The sequence below is a fragment of the Aegicerativicinus sediminis genome, from assembly GCF_015476115.1.
GTDB lineage: Bacteria > Bacteroidota > Bacteroidia > Flavobacteriales > Flavobacteriaceae > Aegicerativicinus > Aegicerativicinus sediminis.
The window spans coordinates 2,991,075-3,009,231 of the sequence record NZ_CP064295.1 but is presented as its reverse complement, the minus strand read 5'-3'; the positions used below and the strand labels follow the sequence as shown (position 1 = coordinate 3,009,231).

The window sequence follows — 18,157 nt, the reverse complement described above, 5'->3', positions numbered from 1 at the left end:
CTTATATGAGCGATTTGGTTCAAGAATTTAACGACTACCGTTCGCGCATGAATGAACGGATCCTTAACGATAACAATAAACTGATTAAGCGAATTTTCAATCTAGACACCAATGCCTATATGGAAGGTGCCCTGGATGTGAAAACGAAGGAATTGCTAGGTTTGGTAGCCTCAGCGGTGTTGCGTTGCGACGACTGTATAAAGTATCATTTAGAGAATTGCTATAAGGAAGGGTTATCTAAGGAAGAAGTTACTGAAGCATTGGGTATTGCAACATTAGTTGGAGGCACAATTGTGGTACCACACCTCAGAAGAGCCTATGAATACTGGGACGCTTTGGAAAATCGTTAAACCTTTTATAAAAAGATAAGGCTAATTTGAGAATCCTTATTTTTGAGTTCAATTTAATTCTATGCAGTTAAGAGCCGAAAATCTTGTTAAAACATATGGCGGTCGCACCGTGGTTAAAAGTGTTTCCTTGGAAGTAAACCAAGGTGAGATTGTAGGTTTATTAGGTCCGAATGGGGCAGGAAAAACCACTTCATTTTATATGATAGTGGGGTTAATTAAACCCAATAGCGGTAAAATTTATCTTGACAATACAGAGATTACCAAATTTCCCATGTACAGAAGGGCTCAGAATGGAATTGGGTATTTAGCACAAGAGGCTTCTGTTTTCAGGAAATTAAGTATTGAAGATAATATCCTCAGTGTCCTTCAAATGACTAACCTCAGCAAGAAAGCCCAAGTTGAAAAAATGGAATCCCTTATAGAAGAGTTTAGTTTAGGCCATATACGTAAAAACCGTGGAGATTTATTGTCTGGGGGGGAACGTAGACGAACTGAAATTGCGAGGGCTTTGGCAACAGATCCTAATTTTATTCTCTTGGACGAACCCTTTGCTGGAGTTGACCCCGTAGCTGTTGAGGACATTCAACGGATAGTCGCTCAATTGACAAAAAAGAATATTGGTATTTTAATTACTGACCATAACGTACAAGAGACATTGGCGATTACTGATCGCACTTACCTAATGTTTGAAGGCAGTATTCTTAAGGCGGGTGTGCCTGAAGACTTGGCAAATGACCAAATGGTTAGGAAAGTATATCTTGGGCAGAACTTCGAGTTGCGCAAAAAGAAAATCCGTACTGATTAATTCAGACACTACTTTTTAACTTAATGCCCTTTCTTTTTATTTAGGTTAAAAATCTTCTTAAAGAGCATAACCAAAACGAGCACTAAAGCTCCAACCAAAACACCCATTACAAATTCCCTAAGGATAGAAGGCCAAGATTCTAAAAAGTGATGCAGAAATGGGACGTAATGAGCAAATATTCCGCCTGAAACCAAGAGTAAGGCAATAGTTCCAATTACCGATAGCCCCTTTACAATCTTAGGCAAGGCTTTTACTAAAAAGTTGCCAATGCTGTCCGTAAAGCTTTTATCCCTATCATTAAAATTGATCAATCTAATTCCTAAATCGTCCATTCGTACAATTAGGGCTACAATGCCATAAACCCCAATGGTAGCAATAATTGCAACTATAGATACCACTAATATTTGGATGGTAAGTGTTTCTTCCATCACAGTACCGAGAGCGATAATTACGATTTCTACGGAAAGAATAAAATCGGTAAGAATTGCAGACTTAATTTTTTCCTTCTCTTTTTCTAGTACTTGTTCTTTAGTAAGGTTTTCATTTAAATCAACATGTTTGTGCTCGTCGTGTTTCCCTAAATAATGATACACTTTTTCAGCACCTTCATAAGCAAGATACAAACCTCCAATAACCAGAATAATTTTTATGGCTACCGGAACGAAGGCACTTAAAAGAAAGGCGATCGGAAGTATAATCAATTTATTTAGGAAGGATCCTTTGGTAATAGCCCATAAAACCGGTAATTCCCTAGAGGAAACAAAACCGGATGCTTTTTCAGCATTGACTGCCAAATCATCTCCTAAAATTCCAGCCGTTTTTTTGGTACTTATCTTTGCCATAGTGGCAACATCATCCATAATGGATGCTATATCATCTAATAATGCGAAAAAACCTGAAGCCATTGATTAATCTATTAGGATTTCGATTTAGTTACCATTTGGTTGCTAATAACCGAAAGAATAATATAAAGTATAATTAGTAATGGAATTGCTGCAAATTGCAAGGTTATCAATAGTATAACACTTGTTATAATTAGGATATAACGAAATTCATTACCCTTCCAACCGTAGTTTTTAAATTTCAATGCGAATAATGGGACTGAAGCATTCAATATATAACAACTTAATATTGTAATGAATATTAGAAACCAAGGATTCAAAAGTAATTTTGACGCCAATGGAAAATATTCAAATTCTAAAATCAACGGTATAGAAATAATAAACAGACAATTGGCAGGCGTCGGTAGACCTTTAAAAAACGATTGTTGATCTTCATCAATATTAAAACGTGCCAATCTATAGGCTGAAGCTAAGGTTATAAACAAACCAAAAAGAGGCACCACATGACGCCAGTTAATCGCCTCAGTAAAAAGTACATTCCATTCATCGATTTCAGTAGTGGCAGGAACGGATAGCGACAACGCTAACATTTTATACATAACCACTCCAGGAACAACTCCAGATGTCACCACATCTGCGAGCGAATCTAATTGAAGTCCTAAGGGTCCTTGAACACCCAATTTACGCGCTAGAAAACCATCAAAAAAGTCAAAGAAAATACCTATAAACACAAAACAGGCCGCCCAAATAAAATTATTGGAAACCGCAAATAAAACAGCTATGCAACCAGATAGCAGATTTAGAAGGGTTACGGCATTTGGAATATGGGCTTTTACTCGCATAATTATCTTTAGTGTAAAAATAGGAAACTCTAGCTACTAGAAACATCGCAAACGCAATAAGTACGTCCTTTTTCAGTTTAAAAGATTGAAAATAATATGCATATTTGTAAAAATTTTGCTGATTGAACGTATTTCTGAGGCTCTTTTCCCTGCTTTTTATAAGCCTTTCCTTTGCCCAAACCACCCGGAAGTATTCCAATGAATTTATGAATATTGGTGTTGATGCTGCGGCCTTGGGAATGAGCAATGCTGTGGTTAGTCATACCGGAGACGTTAATTCTGGTTATTGGAACCCAGCTGGACTCCTAAAAATGGAAGACAACCAATTGGCTCTGATGCACAGCAGTTATTTTGCCAACATTGCCAACTATAATTATATAGGCTTTGCCATGCCGTTAGACGATCGCAGTGCAGTAGGTATTTCATTGATACGTTTTGGTGTAGACGATATTTTAGACACCACTCAGCTTATTGATGAGCAAGGGAATATCAACTACGATCGGATAAAGTTATTTTCAACTGCAGATTATAGTCTAACGTTTAGTTATGCACGTAATTTAAAAGTTCAAGGGATTAGCTATGGTGTCAATGCAAAAGTTATACGCAGAGTTATCGGAGACTTTGCCTCCTCTTGGGGATTTGGCCTAGATGCGGGTATTCAAATAGACTTTGGTAACGAATGGAAATTTGGTGCTATGGCAAGGGACATCACTACCACATTTAATGCTTGGCGTTTTGATGAAGATCGATTAGAAGATATCCAAAATGCAATTGAAGGTCAAAACCAAACGGTTCCTGAGCGTACAGAGTTGACTATCCCAAAACTTCAAATAGGGGTTTCTAAACGCATGGTCTTTCATTACGATTATGCGCTATTGGCATCTTTTGATTTAAATGTTCGCTTTACCGAAACAAACGACATCATATCGACTTCTTTTGCCAGCATCAATCCTGCCCTAGGGTTTCAATTTGGATATATTGATATGGTATTTCTAAGGTTAGGGGTGGGGAATTTTCAAAATGAATTACCGCTAGACAATTCAGAAAATATGACATTCCAACCCAATTTTGGCGTTGGATTTAAGTACAAAGGTATTCAGATAGATTACGCATTTACAGATATAGGCGACCAAAGTGCAGCGCTTTATTCCAATATCTTTTCTTTAAAATTAGATTTCAGCATATTTAGATAATGCTAGCAATACCCTTATATTTACAATACCTAAACCTAAGCTAAAGCCGATATGAATCGATTTTTACTCGCGCTTTTATCAGGATTTTTATTTGCCCTCTCCTGGCCTACTTATGGACAACCATTGTTGTTGTTTGTCGCGTTTATTCCTTTACTCATTGTTGAATTCTTTGTTAGAAATTCTGATACTCGCCTTAAGAAATGGCAGATATTTGGATATAGCTACCTAACTTTTTTAATTTGGAATTTTGTAACTACAAGTTGGTTACGTTTTGCAAGTGAGTTTGGGGCAGCATTCGCAATTTTAGTGAATAGCATGCTTATGGCAATCGTAATGGTACTTTACCATACAGTCGCCAAACGGACTTCACTTTGGAAGAGTTGCCTCTTTTTTATTAGCATTTGGATATCATTTGAATATCTGCATTTACATTGGGATTTTTCCTGGCCGTGGTTGAATCTAGGAAATGCTTTTTCTGAACATTATAAATGGATCCAATGGTATGAATATACAGGCACTTTTGGAGGCACATTATGGGTACTTATAGTTAATGTGATTCTTTTCTATGGCACCCTGCATTTTAATTTACAGAACAGTAAAAAGCTTTTAAAAAGCTATGGAATATGGGCACTTACACTAATTATTGTTCCTATACTCATTTCACTGTTTATATATTTCAGCTATGAGGAAACTGGCAAAGAAGTGAATGTTATTGCATTGCAGCCCAATATCGACCCCTATGATGAGAAATATAACATCCCTAACAATCAAATAGCAGAGCTTTTTATAGAACTTTCAGATTCGAAGGTAACTGATTCTACTGATTTCATTTTGGCTCCAGAAACCGTATTCGCCTATAATGTGAAATTAAGAGAACTGGAAAATGCATTGTTTAAATACCAATTAGACAAATATGTCCTAGAACACCCACAGGTTAATTTGCTAACTGGTGTATCCTTTATAGATTTTATTACTGATCCAAACAAAGTTTCTGCAAAGTCCAATTATTATAGGGACTCCATTTGGTATAACGATTACAATTCGGCCATCCTCATCAATTCTAAAGATTCTACACAGTTTTATCATAAATCGAAATTGGTAGTGGGCATAGAAGATTTGCCATACCAATCTATTTTGAAACCATTGGTTGGAGATGCCATGATTGATTTAGGAGGAACAGTGGCAATGAAAACTACCCAAGAGAATCGATCGGTATTTACTACGGCAGACAAAGAATTTATGGCGGCACCAATCATTTGTTATGAATCAGTATATGGTGAATTTGTAACAGGTTATGTGCGAAACGGGGCCAACTTTTTAACTATTATTACAAACGATGCCTGGTGGAATAATACTCAAGGCCATAAACAGCATTTAAGCTACGCTAGACTGCGTGCAATTGAAACTAGACGGCCAATTGGAAGAAGCGCCAATACCGGTATTTCGGCCATGATCAATCAAAAGGGGGATATTACCTCCTCCCTTCCCTATGATACTAAAGGCGCTTTAAGCGGGACTCTTCACACGAATGAAGAATTTACATTTTATACACTTGCGGGAGATTATATAGCCAGAATAGCTCTGTTTATCTGCCTGTTACTTGGATTAATCACTTGGTTTAGAAGACCAAGAACGATTTTATAAATTAAGCTGATTTTAATTTTGATGAACTGCCGGTACAATCCTATTCGTTTGTTTTACTGATCAAGGATGAAAAATTCCCAATTTAGGAGATTCCTTCTCGTGCCTCGTTTGGAATGACAACCCCCTTACATTGTAATATCCAACTTCGCAAAAAGAATAATTTTAAAATTGAACTCAAATTTATTTATTGCCCGCGATAATAGAGAATAGTGCTGAAGGTTTTAACCAGTATGTTCAGATCTAGCCAAAAACTCCGGTGTTTAATGTAGTACAAATCGTATTGTAATTTTACCAAGGATTCATCAACGGTACCACCATACCGACTAGATACCTGTGCCCAACCAGTGAGTCCAGGTTTTATAATATGCCTTGTTTCATAAAACGGGATAATCATAGACAGTTCCTTTACAAAATATGGGCGCTCGGGTCGAGGGCCTATGACACTCATTTCATTTTTAAGCACATTTATAAACTGTGGAAATTCATCTATACGTGTTCGCCTTAGAAATTTTCCAAAAGGAGTAACACGAAGATCATCCTTTTCTGCCCATTGGGCACCATTACTTTCAGCATTTGGACTCATGGTTCGGAATTTGACAATGCTAAAGGTCGCACCGTTTTTTCCAACCCTTTCCTGCCTATAAAATAATGGACCACGATTGGCTATTGCGTTACCTATTAACACAAAGGGGATTAGACAGGCACAGATAATAAGACCCAATATTGATAACAAAATTTCACTTAATCTTTGAAAGAAGAGATATACCGTATTTTGGTTACTCCTACTAAATGGAAAATATTTGTAAAAGTCCTTACCAACAAATTGAACAGGAACTCGATGGGTAATTTCCTCAAATACCTGAGTGTATTCACGTATGGTAAAACCGGCCTCTAATAGAGTAATAAGGTCACTATAAATATCATTAGTAATGTTTTCCGAGTTATAGGTAGCCACTACGATTTCAGAAATTTTTTGGTTGACTATGACCTCAAGTAATTCCTCCTGTTTAAATTCTTTCAACCCCTTGAAACGAATAGGATCTTTATGTTCCCTTTCACAATTGATAAAACCCACAATATGGTAATTGGGATCCGCTTCGCGCAAAGGCCCTATAAGATTCTGCAAATCTGAGACTTCACCTACTACAAGTACTTTTTTATAAAACCTAGGTGAAGCAATAACAAAATGATATGCCAATCGCCAAGCCATATAACCGGCAAGAATAGCCAAATAAAAATAGAGTACCTGAATCCTGTTTATTGGTAAAAAGGGTGTAAGAATTGGCGTAAATAAATAAACCAGTACAGAAACGGAAACAGTCAAGACTAGATTACGGAAGGTGACATCGAACTTACTCGCCATCCGCAGGTCATATAACTCGAATACTGTCCCGAAAATTTGCAAATAGCCAACAAGTACAACAACCGAAACGAGACGAATATCTGTAATCCTAAAATAGTCGGAATCAAAAAAAAGTTCTAAAGTATAGAGACTAAGTAGCACAAACACAATATCCAGAAGCCGTAATAGGATTTTGCGTTCGGAAATTTCAAAGTGAATACCCGATTGTTTAGGCATAGTAGTCAGGGTTGGCTATGTAAAGATAGGATGTTTTAAGCAACAGCTTGATAAATTAAAGGTAGAAGTTTAGCGTTATTGGAATCAAGTTAGTTATTCACAACAAATTGATATTCATTTTATTGAATATGCATTTTATAAGTGAAAATTTTAGATATTTTGAAATATTGTCCGAACAATTTAATGGTTTCCCTAGTGTTTTTTTGACCATTAAGATTTTCTATGATACTTTTTCTTGAAAAGGGTGTTCATTGCCGATAACTATCGAGACTAGAAGAATTTAGGTTATTCAATTGTTTTTCTTTATGATACTTTTTCTTAACAAAAAGTATGATAGAAAAATTAAGATTTGGAAGCGTTTTCAATAAGCTCTAACCATTTATGGCGGATGTGAGACCAATCGAAATGTTCGACTTTTTTTCTTGCATTGATTGTAATTCGTTGCTGGAGAGAGTGATCTGACATCAGCAATTCGATAGCATCTACAAATGCTGCTACATCTTGAGGAGGAACAAGAAGGCCATCTTCATTATCGGTTATTAAAAATGGCATACCGCCCACATTGGTAGAAACCACAGGAAGGCCAAGGGCCATGGCTTCCAGAACTGATATGGGGGTATTATCCACGTTAGTGGTATTAATAAAGATATTATAGCCTTTAGACAAATCTACCCATTCCTTTTTGGTTAACTTACCTGTAAAATTTATAGGGAGGTCGTAGCAGTTTGCCAAATCTTCACATTCTCCCAAAGTGCCATCGGTATTAGGGCCGACCATGGTGAGCACGGCAGCTGGATATTTTTCCTTTATTTTTCTAAATACCTCCACTGCCAAAATAGGGTTGTAGATTTTAGAGAAGGAACGCACCCATAATAACTTAGGTGTATTAAACTCCCTAACCGTAAATGGGTACTCCTTAATGTTTATGGTATTAGGGATAAACTCAAGATTATTAAAACCATGTGCCGCAAAGGCAACTTTTAGGTAAAGAGAAGGCGCCACATTGGTATACGCATGTTTAAACACCCATTTAGACCAATGGGGATTGTTCTTTAGTCGTTTTGGTAGATTTCCTCCATGAAGAATTGGGATATACGGCAGTTTTAATAGGCGGCATAGTTGAGACACAAATAGGGCATAATAAAAATTTTGAGTGCTGTAGGTATCAATCAACACAAGATCAGTTTGGTTTCTGAGCCGAACGACCGTTACCAACATATCTAGCAAGCGGGAAACTTTATTTCTTTTGGAAGACGAAAGGGTTACCTTAAAACCTTCTTCTCCTAACAATAAAGTAAGTTTACTGTTGTAACTGGGGTTCTGAAGTTTGTAGTCTAGGTTGTTGCCTATATATAAAAGATTTTTCATTAACAACATTTAAAAGTGCTAGCGCATACACAAAGGCAGGCGCAGCAATTCGCATAGATGAATGATTTATGGTAGCAAACCAAAAGCCTAAGAAGGCATAAAAATAGACATTCTTTTTATTCAAAGATCTAAACCATATAGGTTTAAAAATCAAAACGAGTATCATAATAATGCCGAAAAAACCATGTTCAGCAAGAGTTCTACTCATTTCATTATGCGAAGTAGTCCCTTGACCTTCAATTTCTACACGTTCATCTTTTGCCCTACTCGATCCAATACCAAAAAAAGGATTATGAATAAATCCTTCCATTTCTTCTAGAAAAAGTGTAAGTCTACCAGTAGTTACATCCTCTTTTTCCCTACCCAAATGATCCCTGTTTTCATAACGTAAATCGAGCAATCCATCAGTTTGCATAGAACTATACGTCCATACACCAAATGTAATAAAGCCGAATAGTAGCCCCCCGATGATTATTTCATTTCTCTTTTTTGATGTCGTAAAGGCAAAGTAGATTGCTAAAAATGCAGCAATGCTGAGTATTGCCGTAAGGACTCCTCCTCTGCTAAATGTAACTAATGCACGGTAACTTATAACGGAAAACAGAAATGCATTAAGTAATTTTAAATTTAAATTGGGTGAATTTTTAAAAAACCGAATTGCAAATATCAACATGCCCAACCCTAATATGCAGGATACTTGATTGGCCCCCCAACCTCCTGAAGCCGAGCGATTCGATTCGGTACCCGAGAGAACTGCTTTAACGGTTGGGTTGTAAAATAAAATATAGGTGGTATGTGTAATTATTGGAAGACCTATCATTAGAATCACATTATCCAATTTTTGTCTTGTAATAGCCTTATTGTATAGAAATAAAGCTGCAATCCCTAGGCAAACCGGACCGCTTAGCACGAAAGCAATATTCGTTCTAAAATTAGCATCGAAAGATAAGGTTGTAGATGCAACAAAGATAGAAGGGACCATCATTAAAATGTATAGGATATAAGGATAGGCCTTTCCTGAAATGCCCTTATAAAACATACCAATAGTCATTAATAAAATAACGACATATTTTCCTGCCTCGTAGGAAATTGCTCCCTTGGTAGTTCTTAATAGAACCTCGGCGCCCACAAAATAAGCAGCTGTCTTCAAAATTTCGTAGGTTTTATCATTTGGTTTAGAAACAATTATTCTAAATCCAAATACACATACTGCGCCAAAAAAATAAAGTTTAGCCAGACTTTCATTAAAATAAATAAGTATTCCTATAATGACATGAATCCCAATTGTCAATCCATATGTGATCTCCGCCTTTTTCATTTGAGTTTTACTATCTGTATAAAGAACTTGGGTTATCTAAGGGAAAACGGTAATGATAGGTTTTCCCAATAACAACCATCAAAAAGTGTGAGATAAATACCGGCAGCCAAGAACGAGTATTCTTTAAAAGAATATCATAATTTTTATTATCATACCTACAAATCACAAACGGTAATAAACCGGATTTGTAATAATTCCGTTCAAGGGTTTTAGACTCAAGTCGCTTATTAGGATAATACATTTCAGCATTAACGATTACATTTAAACGCTGAGACTTAAAATATCCCAGAGTTGACAATTTATTGTTTTCCAAATCTTTAAACCACAGACAGTAATATACGTCAATCATCATCCATTGGTTCCATTCAGCAATAAACACCTCATTAAAGGAATGCCCTCCAAACTCTTTTGTAAATGGTATTCTAGTAGTTCCCCATTCCCTTACTTTAATATCATTTATGACACAAAAATTATTAAAAACCTGGGCAAAATCACTACAGACCCCACCTTCCCCCTTCAGCATCATTTTCAATGCAGTATCGGACGGTTGGCTAAGGCCAGGGCCTCCTTTAACATTGTCTTGCAGCCATATACTAATTGTCTTAACTTTCTCAAAATCAGAAGTTGGCATACCTGAATGGAAAATCTCCCTATTTTTTTCCCAATATATAGCTGGTATCTTGTTTTTGGGATTATCGTTATTATAATTGCAGTTATCTATATCCTTTTCAGTTACCTGTTTGGATAATAATTTGAACCGTGTTCGGTATAAAAATGGGTGTCGTTTTAAAAGCCAGGTCAGTTTTTTAAACATCAGTAACTGTAGGTCTGCTATTATAGAATCTTATTTTAAAAACTTGGGTAGTTGGTGGGGTTTACTATCCATAGTCTCTTGCAATAATAAGTTTTATTCGTTTAAAACCAATTCCTTTATACGATTATTATACTTATTATAGGTAAAGTTTTCGACCCAGTTTAAATGGGAATTTGTTCTAGTTTTAAATTCATTTTCACCTAATGTAAGTATATCTTCAATGGCTTTTTGCAATTCGCTTAAATTGGAAGATTTTAACCACCTTGCAATTTGAAGATGAAAATATTCATCAAGTCCTGGGATAGCGGATGCTATGGTTAAACATTTATAATTCCAGGACTCAGCCAATACTTTCGGAAAACCCTCAGTTTTGGAAGGCAATATTAGAAGCTGCGTTTGCTTTAAAATTTTATGAACCTCCGATCTTTTGAGCAACCCATGGTTTACAATCTTAACTCCCAGATTATTTATCAGATCTCCATAAGTAAAATTCCGATCTTCACCAATGATATGAACAGTACTAATCTGATTTTTAAAAGCCGGGGGTAAATTTTGAATGGCTTTTAAAAACAAATCAAATCCTTTTTCCTTTTCCAAACGACCTATAAAACATATGGAAATATTTTGTGGATCAAAATGTTTTTCGAGATTGGCTCCTTCAATTAGTTCCTCTTGGGTCAAACAAGGATTCTCAAACGTTATGCAGTTGACTGGCTGATTTTCCCAATTTCCATTAATCGTTACTTTTCTGGATTGATTTTTTAATAACCAACGCTGAAAGTTGTAAGTAATTGGAATATCCTTTTGTTGCCAATTACCAGCATATTTAAACCAACCCCTTTTTGAAGTAAGCAATAAATAAGGAATAACAAATACACCTATACCTGTTGGTGCCCGAAACTGAAATAGATCAGCCTTTTTTAACACCTTTTGGACTTTGAAAAGCACCTTAGGAGCATACCACAGCATTTTTATTTTTGAAGCAGCATTTTTACCTCCCAAAGCAGGCAAGGCTTCAAATTTAATGCGGTCTGAGCAATACGCCAAGGTGTTGGCGGGTGCAGGCGACGAATGCAACATGGCCAAATGAATTATTCTATCAAAAATTGCCAAAAGATGATTTATTTCCATAACCGTGGGAGCTAAACCTACTAAGCTTCCATCCTCCTTAAGGTAATGTTCGGTATGTGAAATAATGGCTAAGGTTTTCATTCTAATACGTTCAAATATTGTTGAATGATTTTAGACCAATCATGTTGTTTTGCCCATAAAACCGAATTCTGTTTATACACCGGCCTGTTCTTCAGAATTTCATTAATAGCTTCCTTTATTTCTTCAAAATTACTAGAATCAACCAATCGACCAGATTTATAATCCTCTATGGCATCCTCCAAACCGCTTCCTTTTGAACCTATAACTGGAATTCCTAAAGCATTGGCCTCCAAAGCAGCAATACCAAAACCTTCCACATCACCAGAATACGTATTTTGACTTAACATCAGAGCAATATCTGCCTTAGACAGGTAGTCTTTTAATTGATTTGTAGGCAAAGGACCGTGGATGGTGAGATGGGAGCAGACACCCAAAGTAGTAGCCAACTCCATTAACTTTCCACCCTCGTTGTCTAAACCGATACAATGGTATTGAATATGTGGCCAATATTTAATTAATTCTGGCAAATAACCCACCACCTTAAATTGTCCTTTGCGTTCAGATATTCGGCCGATTGTTACAAGAATGGGGCTTCCTTTCAATATTAAAGCGGTATTGGCTCGATCCATATTCCAATAATTAAAGACAATTCCATTTGGAATAACAGTAATAGGCAGATTTAAATATGCCACCAAGTTTTTTGTAAAATTAGATACGGCAATCAATTTATCGAAACGCTTTATAGAAAAATCAATGGACTTTTTTAAAATGGGATTTTGAAAATTGACCTCCGTGCCGTGTAGAATTGCAACTGTTTTACAATTTTTAAACTGAGATTGCATGGCTACAACCCAAAGGGAAAATTTTCCGGAAGCAATTACTATAGTTTTCCTTGATGTATTTTGGATAACCTGCTTTATTCTCGTTAAATAGGTTTTCGCAATAAGTCTTTCCCTTTTTACCCTGATGATCTTAAAATCACAACTAGCATCAAAGGTTGCTTCTTGTTTACCATCAAGAGACCGCTGATCTGTTATCACTGTGAGTTCAAAACCATCCCTTTCGAGAAAGGTTGCTAGATGATAGGCATGGTAACCAATACCCCCAGGTTGTGGTGGAAATTCTGAGGTTACTAATAATATCGGAATTTCGGTATTGGTCATGGCAATTGATCAATAAGAGGTCCTTCCTTAAGTTTTAAGGATGCTAAACGCCATGACCACATTACTTGGATCAACACAACGGGGAACAGAATAATTAATGATAAGATGGATATAATCAATCTTAGTTTGTTCTGTTTATATTGATAAGGCACCAAGCCAAGAGGTACATTCTTTAGAAGTGCAAACAATGTTGCTTTTCGTCCGAAATAACGTCTAAAAAAATATATGACGGATGGAATTGGTCTTGGCGCAATCCACTTAGAGGGGCGAAATGCATCCCAACTACCTTTTTCCCTGAGCCCGCCTGAATCAACCTTTAGATGAATTCGATGTGCAAATGGATTTGAAATATTTTTTAAATTATTTTTAAAGGCCCTACATCCAAACTCCCCATCTCCCATACGTTGTCCTTCAAACTGCCTATCGAAGAGACCGATCTTTTTAAAAACATTCCTCTTGATCATTACATTGCCAGTATCCAATTGATCACTTATCTTTAAATAAGAATAATGTTTGGGCACTTCAGCACCAATGACGCTAAAGGAAACTCCAGAGGAAATATCTGCTTCAAAATCTTCCAATATTTTTATGTGGTATTTTATCCAATCCTTTTCAACCCGAGAATCGTCATCAAATAGTAAAATAAAATCTCCTTTAGCCATTTTTATTGCATGATTACGGGCTTTCCATAATTCTTTTTCCTGTTGGTAAATGATATTTAAATTAAGATTAAACTGATCATAGAAATTATTATTAAAATTATCGGATTGATCAACAACAATTACCTCAAAATTGGAATAGGTTTGATTTTCCAAATCATTTAAAACATCCTTTAAATACACATATCTATTGAGTGTCGGAATAATCACACTTACTAATTGAGAGTCAGAAACAGTTCCTAGTTCATTATTATAATCTTGCACAATAGGTTGTTCCCAATAATTAATTCGGTGTTCATTTTTGCACCGGTGCCAAGCCAAAATCTCTTTATAAATATTATGGAAACTTAAGATGCGAACAACCAATACATATAGTACCCAAAAGGGACTAACGTACCTTCTTAAAAACCTATAATTATCCTCTAAAGGTATTTCTTGAAAATTATTTACATGTTCTACCTCACCCAAATAACCTTTTAAAATAGTTCGATACGAGGCCTCATGCCGTTTAGATAGCTCAGATTTAAATTCTTGGCAAAGTTCAATTTTATCTTTGATGGACTGTGGAAGGTTTTCCCATAGTGGAAATACCAAGTTACCATCCATATTTAATAAACGGAAATAATGGGTAGAATGAAGGTATTTGAAAAAAAATAGTGATGAAAGCAATGGTTCTTCCTTCATTATTCTATGGTTTCGGATAAAATAATATTTGAAATACTTTCAAAAATACGGCCTTTATTAAAGGTTTGTTTATAAAGATTTTGGAAATATTCACCATTATGCCCATCTCCTTGTTTATATGTTTCCAATATTTCAGCTAATTCCTTTACGTTCGAAGGATCGAAAGTAAAGGAATCCAATTTAAATTTATTTTGATCTATAAAGGATAAGGCTCCAAAGTTTTTAGAGATAATTACTGGCCTCCCAAGTGCCATAGCTTCAATAGCCACTAATCCAAAGGCTTCATGCAGACTAGGCAATACAATTAAATCCATTTCATTATAGAAGTCCAATATTTTATCTGAGTTCAATTGATCTAAAAAATCCACAGGCAAATCATTCTCATCCGCATATTGGATTAGCTGTTTTTTTTTGTTTCCGGTACCAGCTAGAAACAACCTCAGTTTCGCATTTGAATTAAAATTCAACAATTTTATGGCCTTCAAAACTATCAATTGATTTTTATGCTCCTCTAGCCGACCTGGACAACCAATTTTGAAAATGTCATTTGGTTTTGTCTTAGTAGCTTTATTTTTCAAATGGATATTGGTATAAAAAGGGATGACTTTTATTTTGTCATTCCTTACCCTAATAATATCGATTAACTCCTGTTGCATGAGATATGAATTGGCAATTAAATAATTCGCATATCTATATACAATTCGTTTGATATTATTATTTAACCAATTGGCTCCCGATTGTTTAATTAAAGAATCACACCAAGCAATTTTGGTTTTAGTATTGAACAGATAACCAGAAATAATTGCAGGATTTACATAACTAAAATTAGCGATAATTACATCTGGCCTAATCTTCTTAACTATTTGGAATACCTGGAAATAATTTGAAATAAATCCCCTCTTTTTCTTAGTATAAAAATGAATATTGCTATTTTGACTGTAACCATTATTTTGCTTAAACGAAAAGATAAAAATTTCATTTTCTTGTGTGCTCAAATAGTCCGAAAACTCTGAAAAAAACTGGGATAAGTACCCTTGATTTTTGGTGTAAAAGAGCAAAATTTTCAATTATATCCCTTTTTAAGATTCCAATAATAAGATCTTAATTGCCTATACCATTTAAATTTTGGCAATAATCTTTTAGAATTGTTGCGTCCATGAGGAAAAGCCTCAGAAGGAATGGCCCTCACCTCTAAAAATCCACAAAGGGTTCCATAATCGAAGTTTTTACCTGCTTCCATCACTAAAAAATTGGAATTGCCATTAAAAAATTCTAAGACTTCCTGATTATGTGCGTTATATTTATGGAGGTAAATATCTTCATAGCCTGCTGCACAGGGAACACCATAAATTTTTTGATGTAAAGGAAATTTTATTCCTGCAAAAAACTGCACCACACTTTTAATCCATTTTTCTGGAGATCTATAAGTTAAAATAAATTTGGAATCTGGAAACATTTCATAAAGCTCCTTATAAAACAGGGGCCATGGCATATCTTGAACGACATTATATTGCTTCAGTATATTTTTAATATATTTCTGCCTTTCAGATACATTTTTAATGCTTAACAGTTTTTGATCTCCTCCGTAAACATTAAAACCTAACCTATTTAGGGCTAACTCTAAAGAGGTAGTGCCAGTTTTATGAAAGCCTATAACGAAAATTTTCAAAATTATAAATGCGTTTTACTTAATGATGCCTTAATAATGGTTCCAAAATTTGTAAAAGGGTTTACCATCATTTTTAATAAACTATACCTCAATTTATTTATTGTTTTTGATTCTTCTTTTGGAATACAAATCCAGTTCTTATTCTTATTAACCTTCAATTTTTTTTTGTCAACCCTTTCTATGGAAAATCGATTAATGTAGTAACAGTTATAGGATAAGGAATTAAATAGTTGCATTAATTCTGATACACTAGTTTGACCTCTATTTTCTAGAAATTTTCTATTTACCTCTAGAACTATTGACGGTCTATTCGTTCTAATTAAATTTAAAGCTCCCTTGATGACTTGAAATTCCATTCCCTCCACATCAATAAAAATGATTGATATATTTTCTTGAGGAATTAGCTCATCTAATGATGAAACTGGTATTTTAATAAGGTCAGTTAATGTTTTTTCAGTATCCTGTACAATATGACCTGATCCCGAATTGTTTCCAGCAGGTATTTTAAAATTAATTAAGCCATTTTTATCCGATACTAAACAATCAAATATTTCAAGATTATCCAATTTGTTAAGAACCTTGTTTTTTTCTAAAATACTAAAATTTGAAGGTAGTGGCTCAAAGGCTAAGGTTTTATAATTTAATTGACTTGTGATATCGGCATATGATATGGTCTCAGTACCTATGTTGGCACCGACTTCAATAATATTTCCTGGCTTAATTTGAAAAAGTTTTTTGGCTAGGACAATATTTCTCCAATCAAAATAGCCATGTATTGCGAACTTAAAAGCATGAAAATCCGAGGTGTTTCCAAAAAAACAGCTACCAGTTAATGATCTCTTTTTAAAGCCGAGTTTTAAAACCTCTCCTTCTTTAATTGAAATGATTCGATTTCTAACCGATTGAGAAAAAATAGGTGGTAATATAGCACAGATACCTTTGGATAATTCAAACTTAAATTTTAATCTATTCGTTCTATTGATAAAACTGAACATCCTCTAACAATCTAGTATTAATTTCATACTTACTTAAAAACCTTAGATAACCTTCCTTAGCCAAGTTATCCCTGACGGCATTATTTCTTAAAAGGTATAACATCTTCTCGGCTAAATCTGTAGGGTTTCCTGTCTCGAATAACAAGCCGGTTTTATTATGTATGATGGTCTCCTTAATTCCAGTATTGTTGGCCCCAACAACACAGCTCTTCATACTCATTGCTTCAATTATGGTATAACCAAAAGCCTCTGAAAAACTTGGGACAACTGTACAAAAGGCTTTTTTAAAGTAAATCAAAACCTCCGATTTTTTTTTATGACCCACAAAATTAACCTTGTCCTCGAGATTTAAATTTTTAACTAAGTTTTTCAATTCAGACTTATAAGAACCTGCACCGATTATCTCTAATTCTAATTTTTCCGATCTTAAGATCGCAATTGCTTTAATTAGAATATCTATTCCCTTAGAATGGTGCAATCTCCCAACATACAAAATCTTATTAGGCAAATAAGAAATGTTATTGTCAACCACCAAATTATAATCCATCACAGAGTTATAAATTATTGACATTTTTTGCTTGTCAATTTGGTAAAATTGACTTGCATCTTCTAGTGTCGCAGTTGAGTTAACGAAAACCCTAGTAGCCAATCTTAGAATGATGCTTTTTCTAAAAACCAAAAATTTATTGTAATGAAATTGAGTACTTAACGATCTTATCCATGCAATACGATTTTTAACATGAAAAAGCCAACCTACAATTAAAAAAATATTGACCGAACTAAATATCGATACCATAAAGGAAGGCTTATAATTGAGAACCAACTTAATTAAAAAATAGAAATCCCTAATTTTCCTAGGGTTATTTGAAGGCCATTTGAAAACTTTAATTTTCTCCGAAAGAGGAACATTCGTATTTCTGACTTTATTCGCAATTATTATAACGGTATGAACTTTCGCTAATTCGTTGCAGAGCGAAATAAAATAATCAGCTGCCGAATTCTCATCTAAACTAAACGAAAAGAAATAAACCGTTTTTTTAACCAATTTTAAAGTACTTAGTTAGTAAGAGTAACTATTTT

The 18,157-nt window shown here is 34.9% G+C and carries 17 protein-coding genes; 4 read left to right on the top strand and 13 right to left on the bottom strand.

The genetic code is table 11. The annotated features are described in order from the left end of the window. Positions 1-5: 5 nt before the first annotated feature. Together ISU00_RS13005 and lptB are read left to right on the top strand one after the other, a co-directional pair. Positions 6-350, top strand: coding sequence for a carboxymuconolactone decarboxylase family protein (locus ISU00_RS13005; protein WP_228851101.1), 345 nt, complete (start codon positions 6-8; stop codon positions 348-350). A gap of 61 nt (positions 351-411) precedes the next feature. After that, entirely contained in the window at positions 412-1,155 is a 744-nt protein-coding gene (lptB, locus tag ISU00_RS13000; protein ID WP_228851100.1) for an LPS export ABC transporter ATP-binding protein, read from the top strand. Positions 1,156-1,175: 20 nt separating this feature from the next. Here the strand turns inward: lptB and ISU00_RS12995 are convergent, their stop codons facing one another. Together ISU00_RS12995 and ISU00_RS12990 are read right to left on the bottom strand one after the other, a co-directional pair. Further along, on the bottom strand, positions 1,176-2,060 hold the full coding sequence (locus ISU00_RS12995) for a DUF808 domain-containing protein (RefSeq protein WP_228851099.1): 885 nt from the start codon (positions 2,058-2,060) through the stop codon (positions 1,176-1,178). Positions 2,061-2,071: 11 nt separating this feature from the next. Next, on the bottom strand, positions 2,072-2,839 hold the full coding sequence (locus ISU00_RS12990) for a CDP-alcohol phosphatidyltransferase family protein (protein ID WP_228851098.1): 768 nt from the start codon (positions 2,837-2,839) through the stop codon (positions 2,072-2,074). Positions 2,840-2,961: 122 nt separating this feature from the next. Here ISU00_RS12990 and ISU00_RS12985 point away from each other — a divergent pair, with 122 nt between their 5' ends. Continuing rightward, on the top strand, positions 2,962-4,032 hold the full coding sequence (locus tag ISU00_RS12985; RefSeq protein ID WP_449500879.1) for a putative type IX sorting system protein PorV2: 1,071 nt from the start codon (positions 2,962-2,964) through the stop codon (positions 4,030-4,032). Between the two features lie 51 nt (positions 4,033-4,083). Further along, positions 4,084-5,676 (top strand): apolipoprotein N-acyltransferase, encoded by a 1,593-nt coding sequence (gene lnt, locus ISU00_RS12980; RefSeq protein ID WP_228851097.1) that lies wholly within the window; start codon positions 4,084-4,086, stop codon positions 5,674-5,676. Positions 5,677-5,860: 184 nt separating this feature from the next. On the opposite strand, the gene ISU00_RS12975 is transcribed toward lnt, so the two are convergent. The 11 genes from ISU00_RS12975 to ISU00_RS12925 form a co-directional block, all read right to left on the bottom strand. After that, positions 5,861-7,255, bottom strand: coding sequence for an exopolysaccharide biosynthesis polyprenyl glycosylphosphotransferase (locus ISU00_RS12975; protein ID WP_228851096.1), 1,395 nt, complete (start codon positions 7,253-7,255; stop codon positions 5,861-5,863). A gap of 342 nt (positions 7,256-7,597) precedes the next feature. Continuing rightward, entirely contained in the window at positions 7,598-8,623 is a 1,026-nt protein-coding gene (locus ISU00_RS12970; RefSeq protein ID WP_228851095.1) for a glycosyltransferase family 4 protein, read from the bottom strand. After that, positions 8,556-9,941, bottom strand: a complete 1,386-nt coding sequence (locus ISU00_RS12965) for an O-antigen ligase family protein (RefSeq protein ID WP_228851094.1) — start codon at positions 9,939-9,941, stop codon at positions 8,556-8,558. Before ISU00_RS12965 ends, ISU00_RS12970 begins: the two co-directional genes overlap by 68 nt. A 10-nt stretch (positions 9,942-9,951) precedes the next feature. Next, on the bottom strand, positions 9,952-10,755 hold the full coding sequence (locus ISU00_RS12960) for a transglutaminase-like domain-containing protein (protein WP_228851093.1): 804 nt from the start codon (positions 10,753-10,755) through the stop codon (positions 9,952-9,954). 93 nt (positions 10,756-10,848) lie between these two features. Next, positions 10,849-11,967, bottom strand: coding sequence for a glycosyltransferase family 4 protein (locus ISU00_RS12955; protein ID WP_228851092.1), 1,119 nt, complete (start codon positions 11,965-11,967; stop codon positions 10,849-10,851). Beyond that, a complete protein-coding gene (locus tag ISU00_RS12950) occupies positions 11,964-13,070 on the bottom strand; it encodes a glycosyltransferase family 4 protein (protein ID WP_228851091.1) in 1,107 nt (368 codons plus the stop codon). Before ISU00_RS12950 ends, ISU00_RS12955 begins: the two co-directional genes overlap by 4 nt. Next, positions 13,067-14,413 (bottom strand): glycosyltransferase family 2 protein, encoded by a 1,347-nt coding sequence (locus ISU00_RS12945; RefSeq protein WP_228851090.1) that lies wholly within the window; start codon positions 14,411-14,413, stop codon positions 13,067-13,069. Before ISU00_RS12945 ends, ISU00_RS12950 begins: the two co-directional genes overlap by 4 nt. Continuing rightward, positions 14,413-15,480 (bottom strand): glycosyltransferase family 4 protein, encoded by a 1,068-nt coding sequence (locus tag ISU00_RS12940; RefSeq protein WP_228851089.1) that lies wholly within the window; start codon positions 15,478-15,480, stop codon positions 14,413-14,415. The genes ISU00_RS12945 and ISU00_RS12940 overlap by 1 nt, the downstream gene beginning before the upstream one ends. Then, the gene (locus ISU00_RS12935) at positions 15,477-16,082 is read right to left on the bottom strand and encodes a sulfotransferase family protein (protein ID WP_228851088.1); all 606 of its coding nucleotides are present in this window, start codon (positions 16,080-16,082) and stop codon (positions 15,477-15,479) included. The genes ISU00_RS12940 and ISU00_RS12935 overlap by 4 nt, the downstream gene beginning before the upstream one ends. 2 nt (positions 16,083-16,084) lie before the next feature. Further along, complete coding sequence (locus ISU00_RS12930; protein ID WP_228851087.1) at positions 16,085-17,077, bottom strand: FkbM family methyltransferase; 993 nt, start codon at positions 17,075-17,077, stop codon at positions 16,085-16,087. Continuing rightward, positions 17,058-18,122, bottom strand: coding sequence for a glycosyltransferase family 4 protein (locus tag ISU00_RS12925; RefSeq protein WP_228851086.1), 1,065 nt, complete (start codon positions 18,120-18,122; stop codon positions 17,058-17,060). Before ISU00_RS12925 ends, ISU00_RS12930 begins: the two co-directional genes overlap by 20 nt. Positions 18,123-18,157 lie beyond the last annotated feature (35 nt).

Coding starts and splice junctions, on each gene's coding strand:
- ISU00_RS13005 (WP_228851101.1), top strand. CDS start 6: ATGAGCGATTTGGTTCAAGAATTTAACGACTACCGTTCGCGCATGAAT.
- lptB (WP_228851100.1), top strand. CDS start 412: ATGCAGTTAAGAGCCGAAAATCTTGTTAAAACATATGGCGGTCGCACC.
- ISU00_RS12995 (WP_228851099.1), bottom strand. CDS start 2,060: ATGGCTTCAGGTTTTTTCGCATTATTAGATGATATAGCATCCATTATG.
- ISU00_RS12990 (WP_228851098.1), bottom strand. CDS start 2,839: ATGCGAGTAAAAGCCCATATTCCAAATGCCGTAACCCTTCTAAATCTG.
- lnt (WP_228851097.1), top strand. CDS start 4,084: ATGAATCGATTTTTACTCGCGCTTTTATCAGGATTTTTATTTGCCCTC.
- ISU00_RS12975 (WP_228851096.1), bottom strand. CDS start 7,255: ATGCCTAAACAATCGGGTATTCACTTTGAAATTTCCGAACGCAAAATC.
- ISU00_RS12970 (WP_228851095.1), bottom strand. CDS start 8,623: ATGAAAAATCTTTTATATATAGGCAACAACCTAGACTACAAACTTCAG.
- ISU00_RS12965 (WP_228851094.1), bottom strand. CDS start 9,941: ATGAAAAAGGCGGAGATCACATATGGATTGACAATTGGGATTCATGTC.
- ISU00_RS12960 (WP_228851093.1), bottom strand. CDS start 10,755: ATGTTTAAAAAACTGACCTGGCTTTTAAAACGACACCCATTTTTATAC.
- ISU00_RS12955 (WP_228851092.1), bottom strand. CDS start 11,967: ATGAAAACCTTAGCCATTATTTCACATACCGAACATTACCTTAAGGAG.
- ISU00_RS12950 (WP_228851091.1), bottom strand. CDS start 13,070: ATGACCAATACCGAAATTCCGATATTATTAGTAACCTCAGAATTTCCA.
- ISU00_RS12945 (WP_228851090.1), bottom strand. CDS start 14,413: ATGAAGGAAGAACCATTGCTTTCATCACTATTTTTTTTCAAATACCTT.
- ISU00_RS12930 (WP_228851087.1), bottom strand. CDS start 17,077: ATGTTCAGTTTTATCAATAGAACGAATAGATTAAAATTTAAGTTTGAA.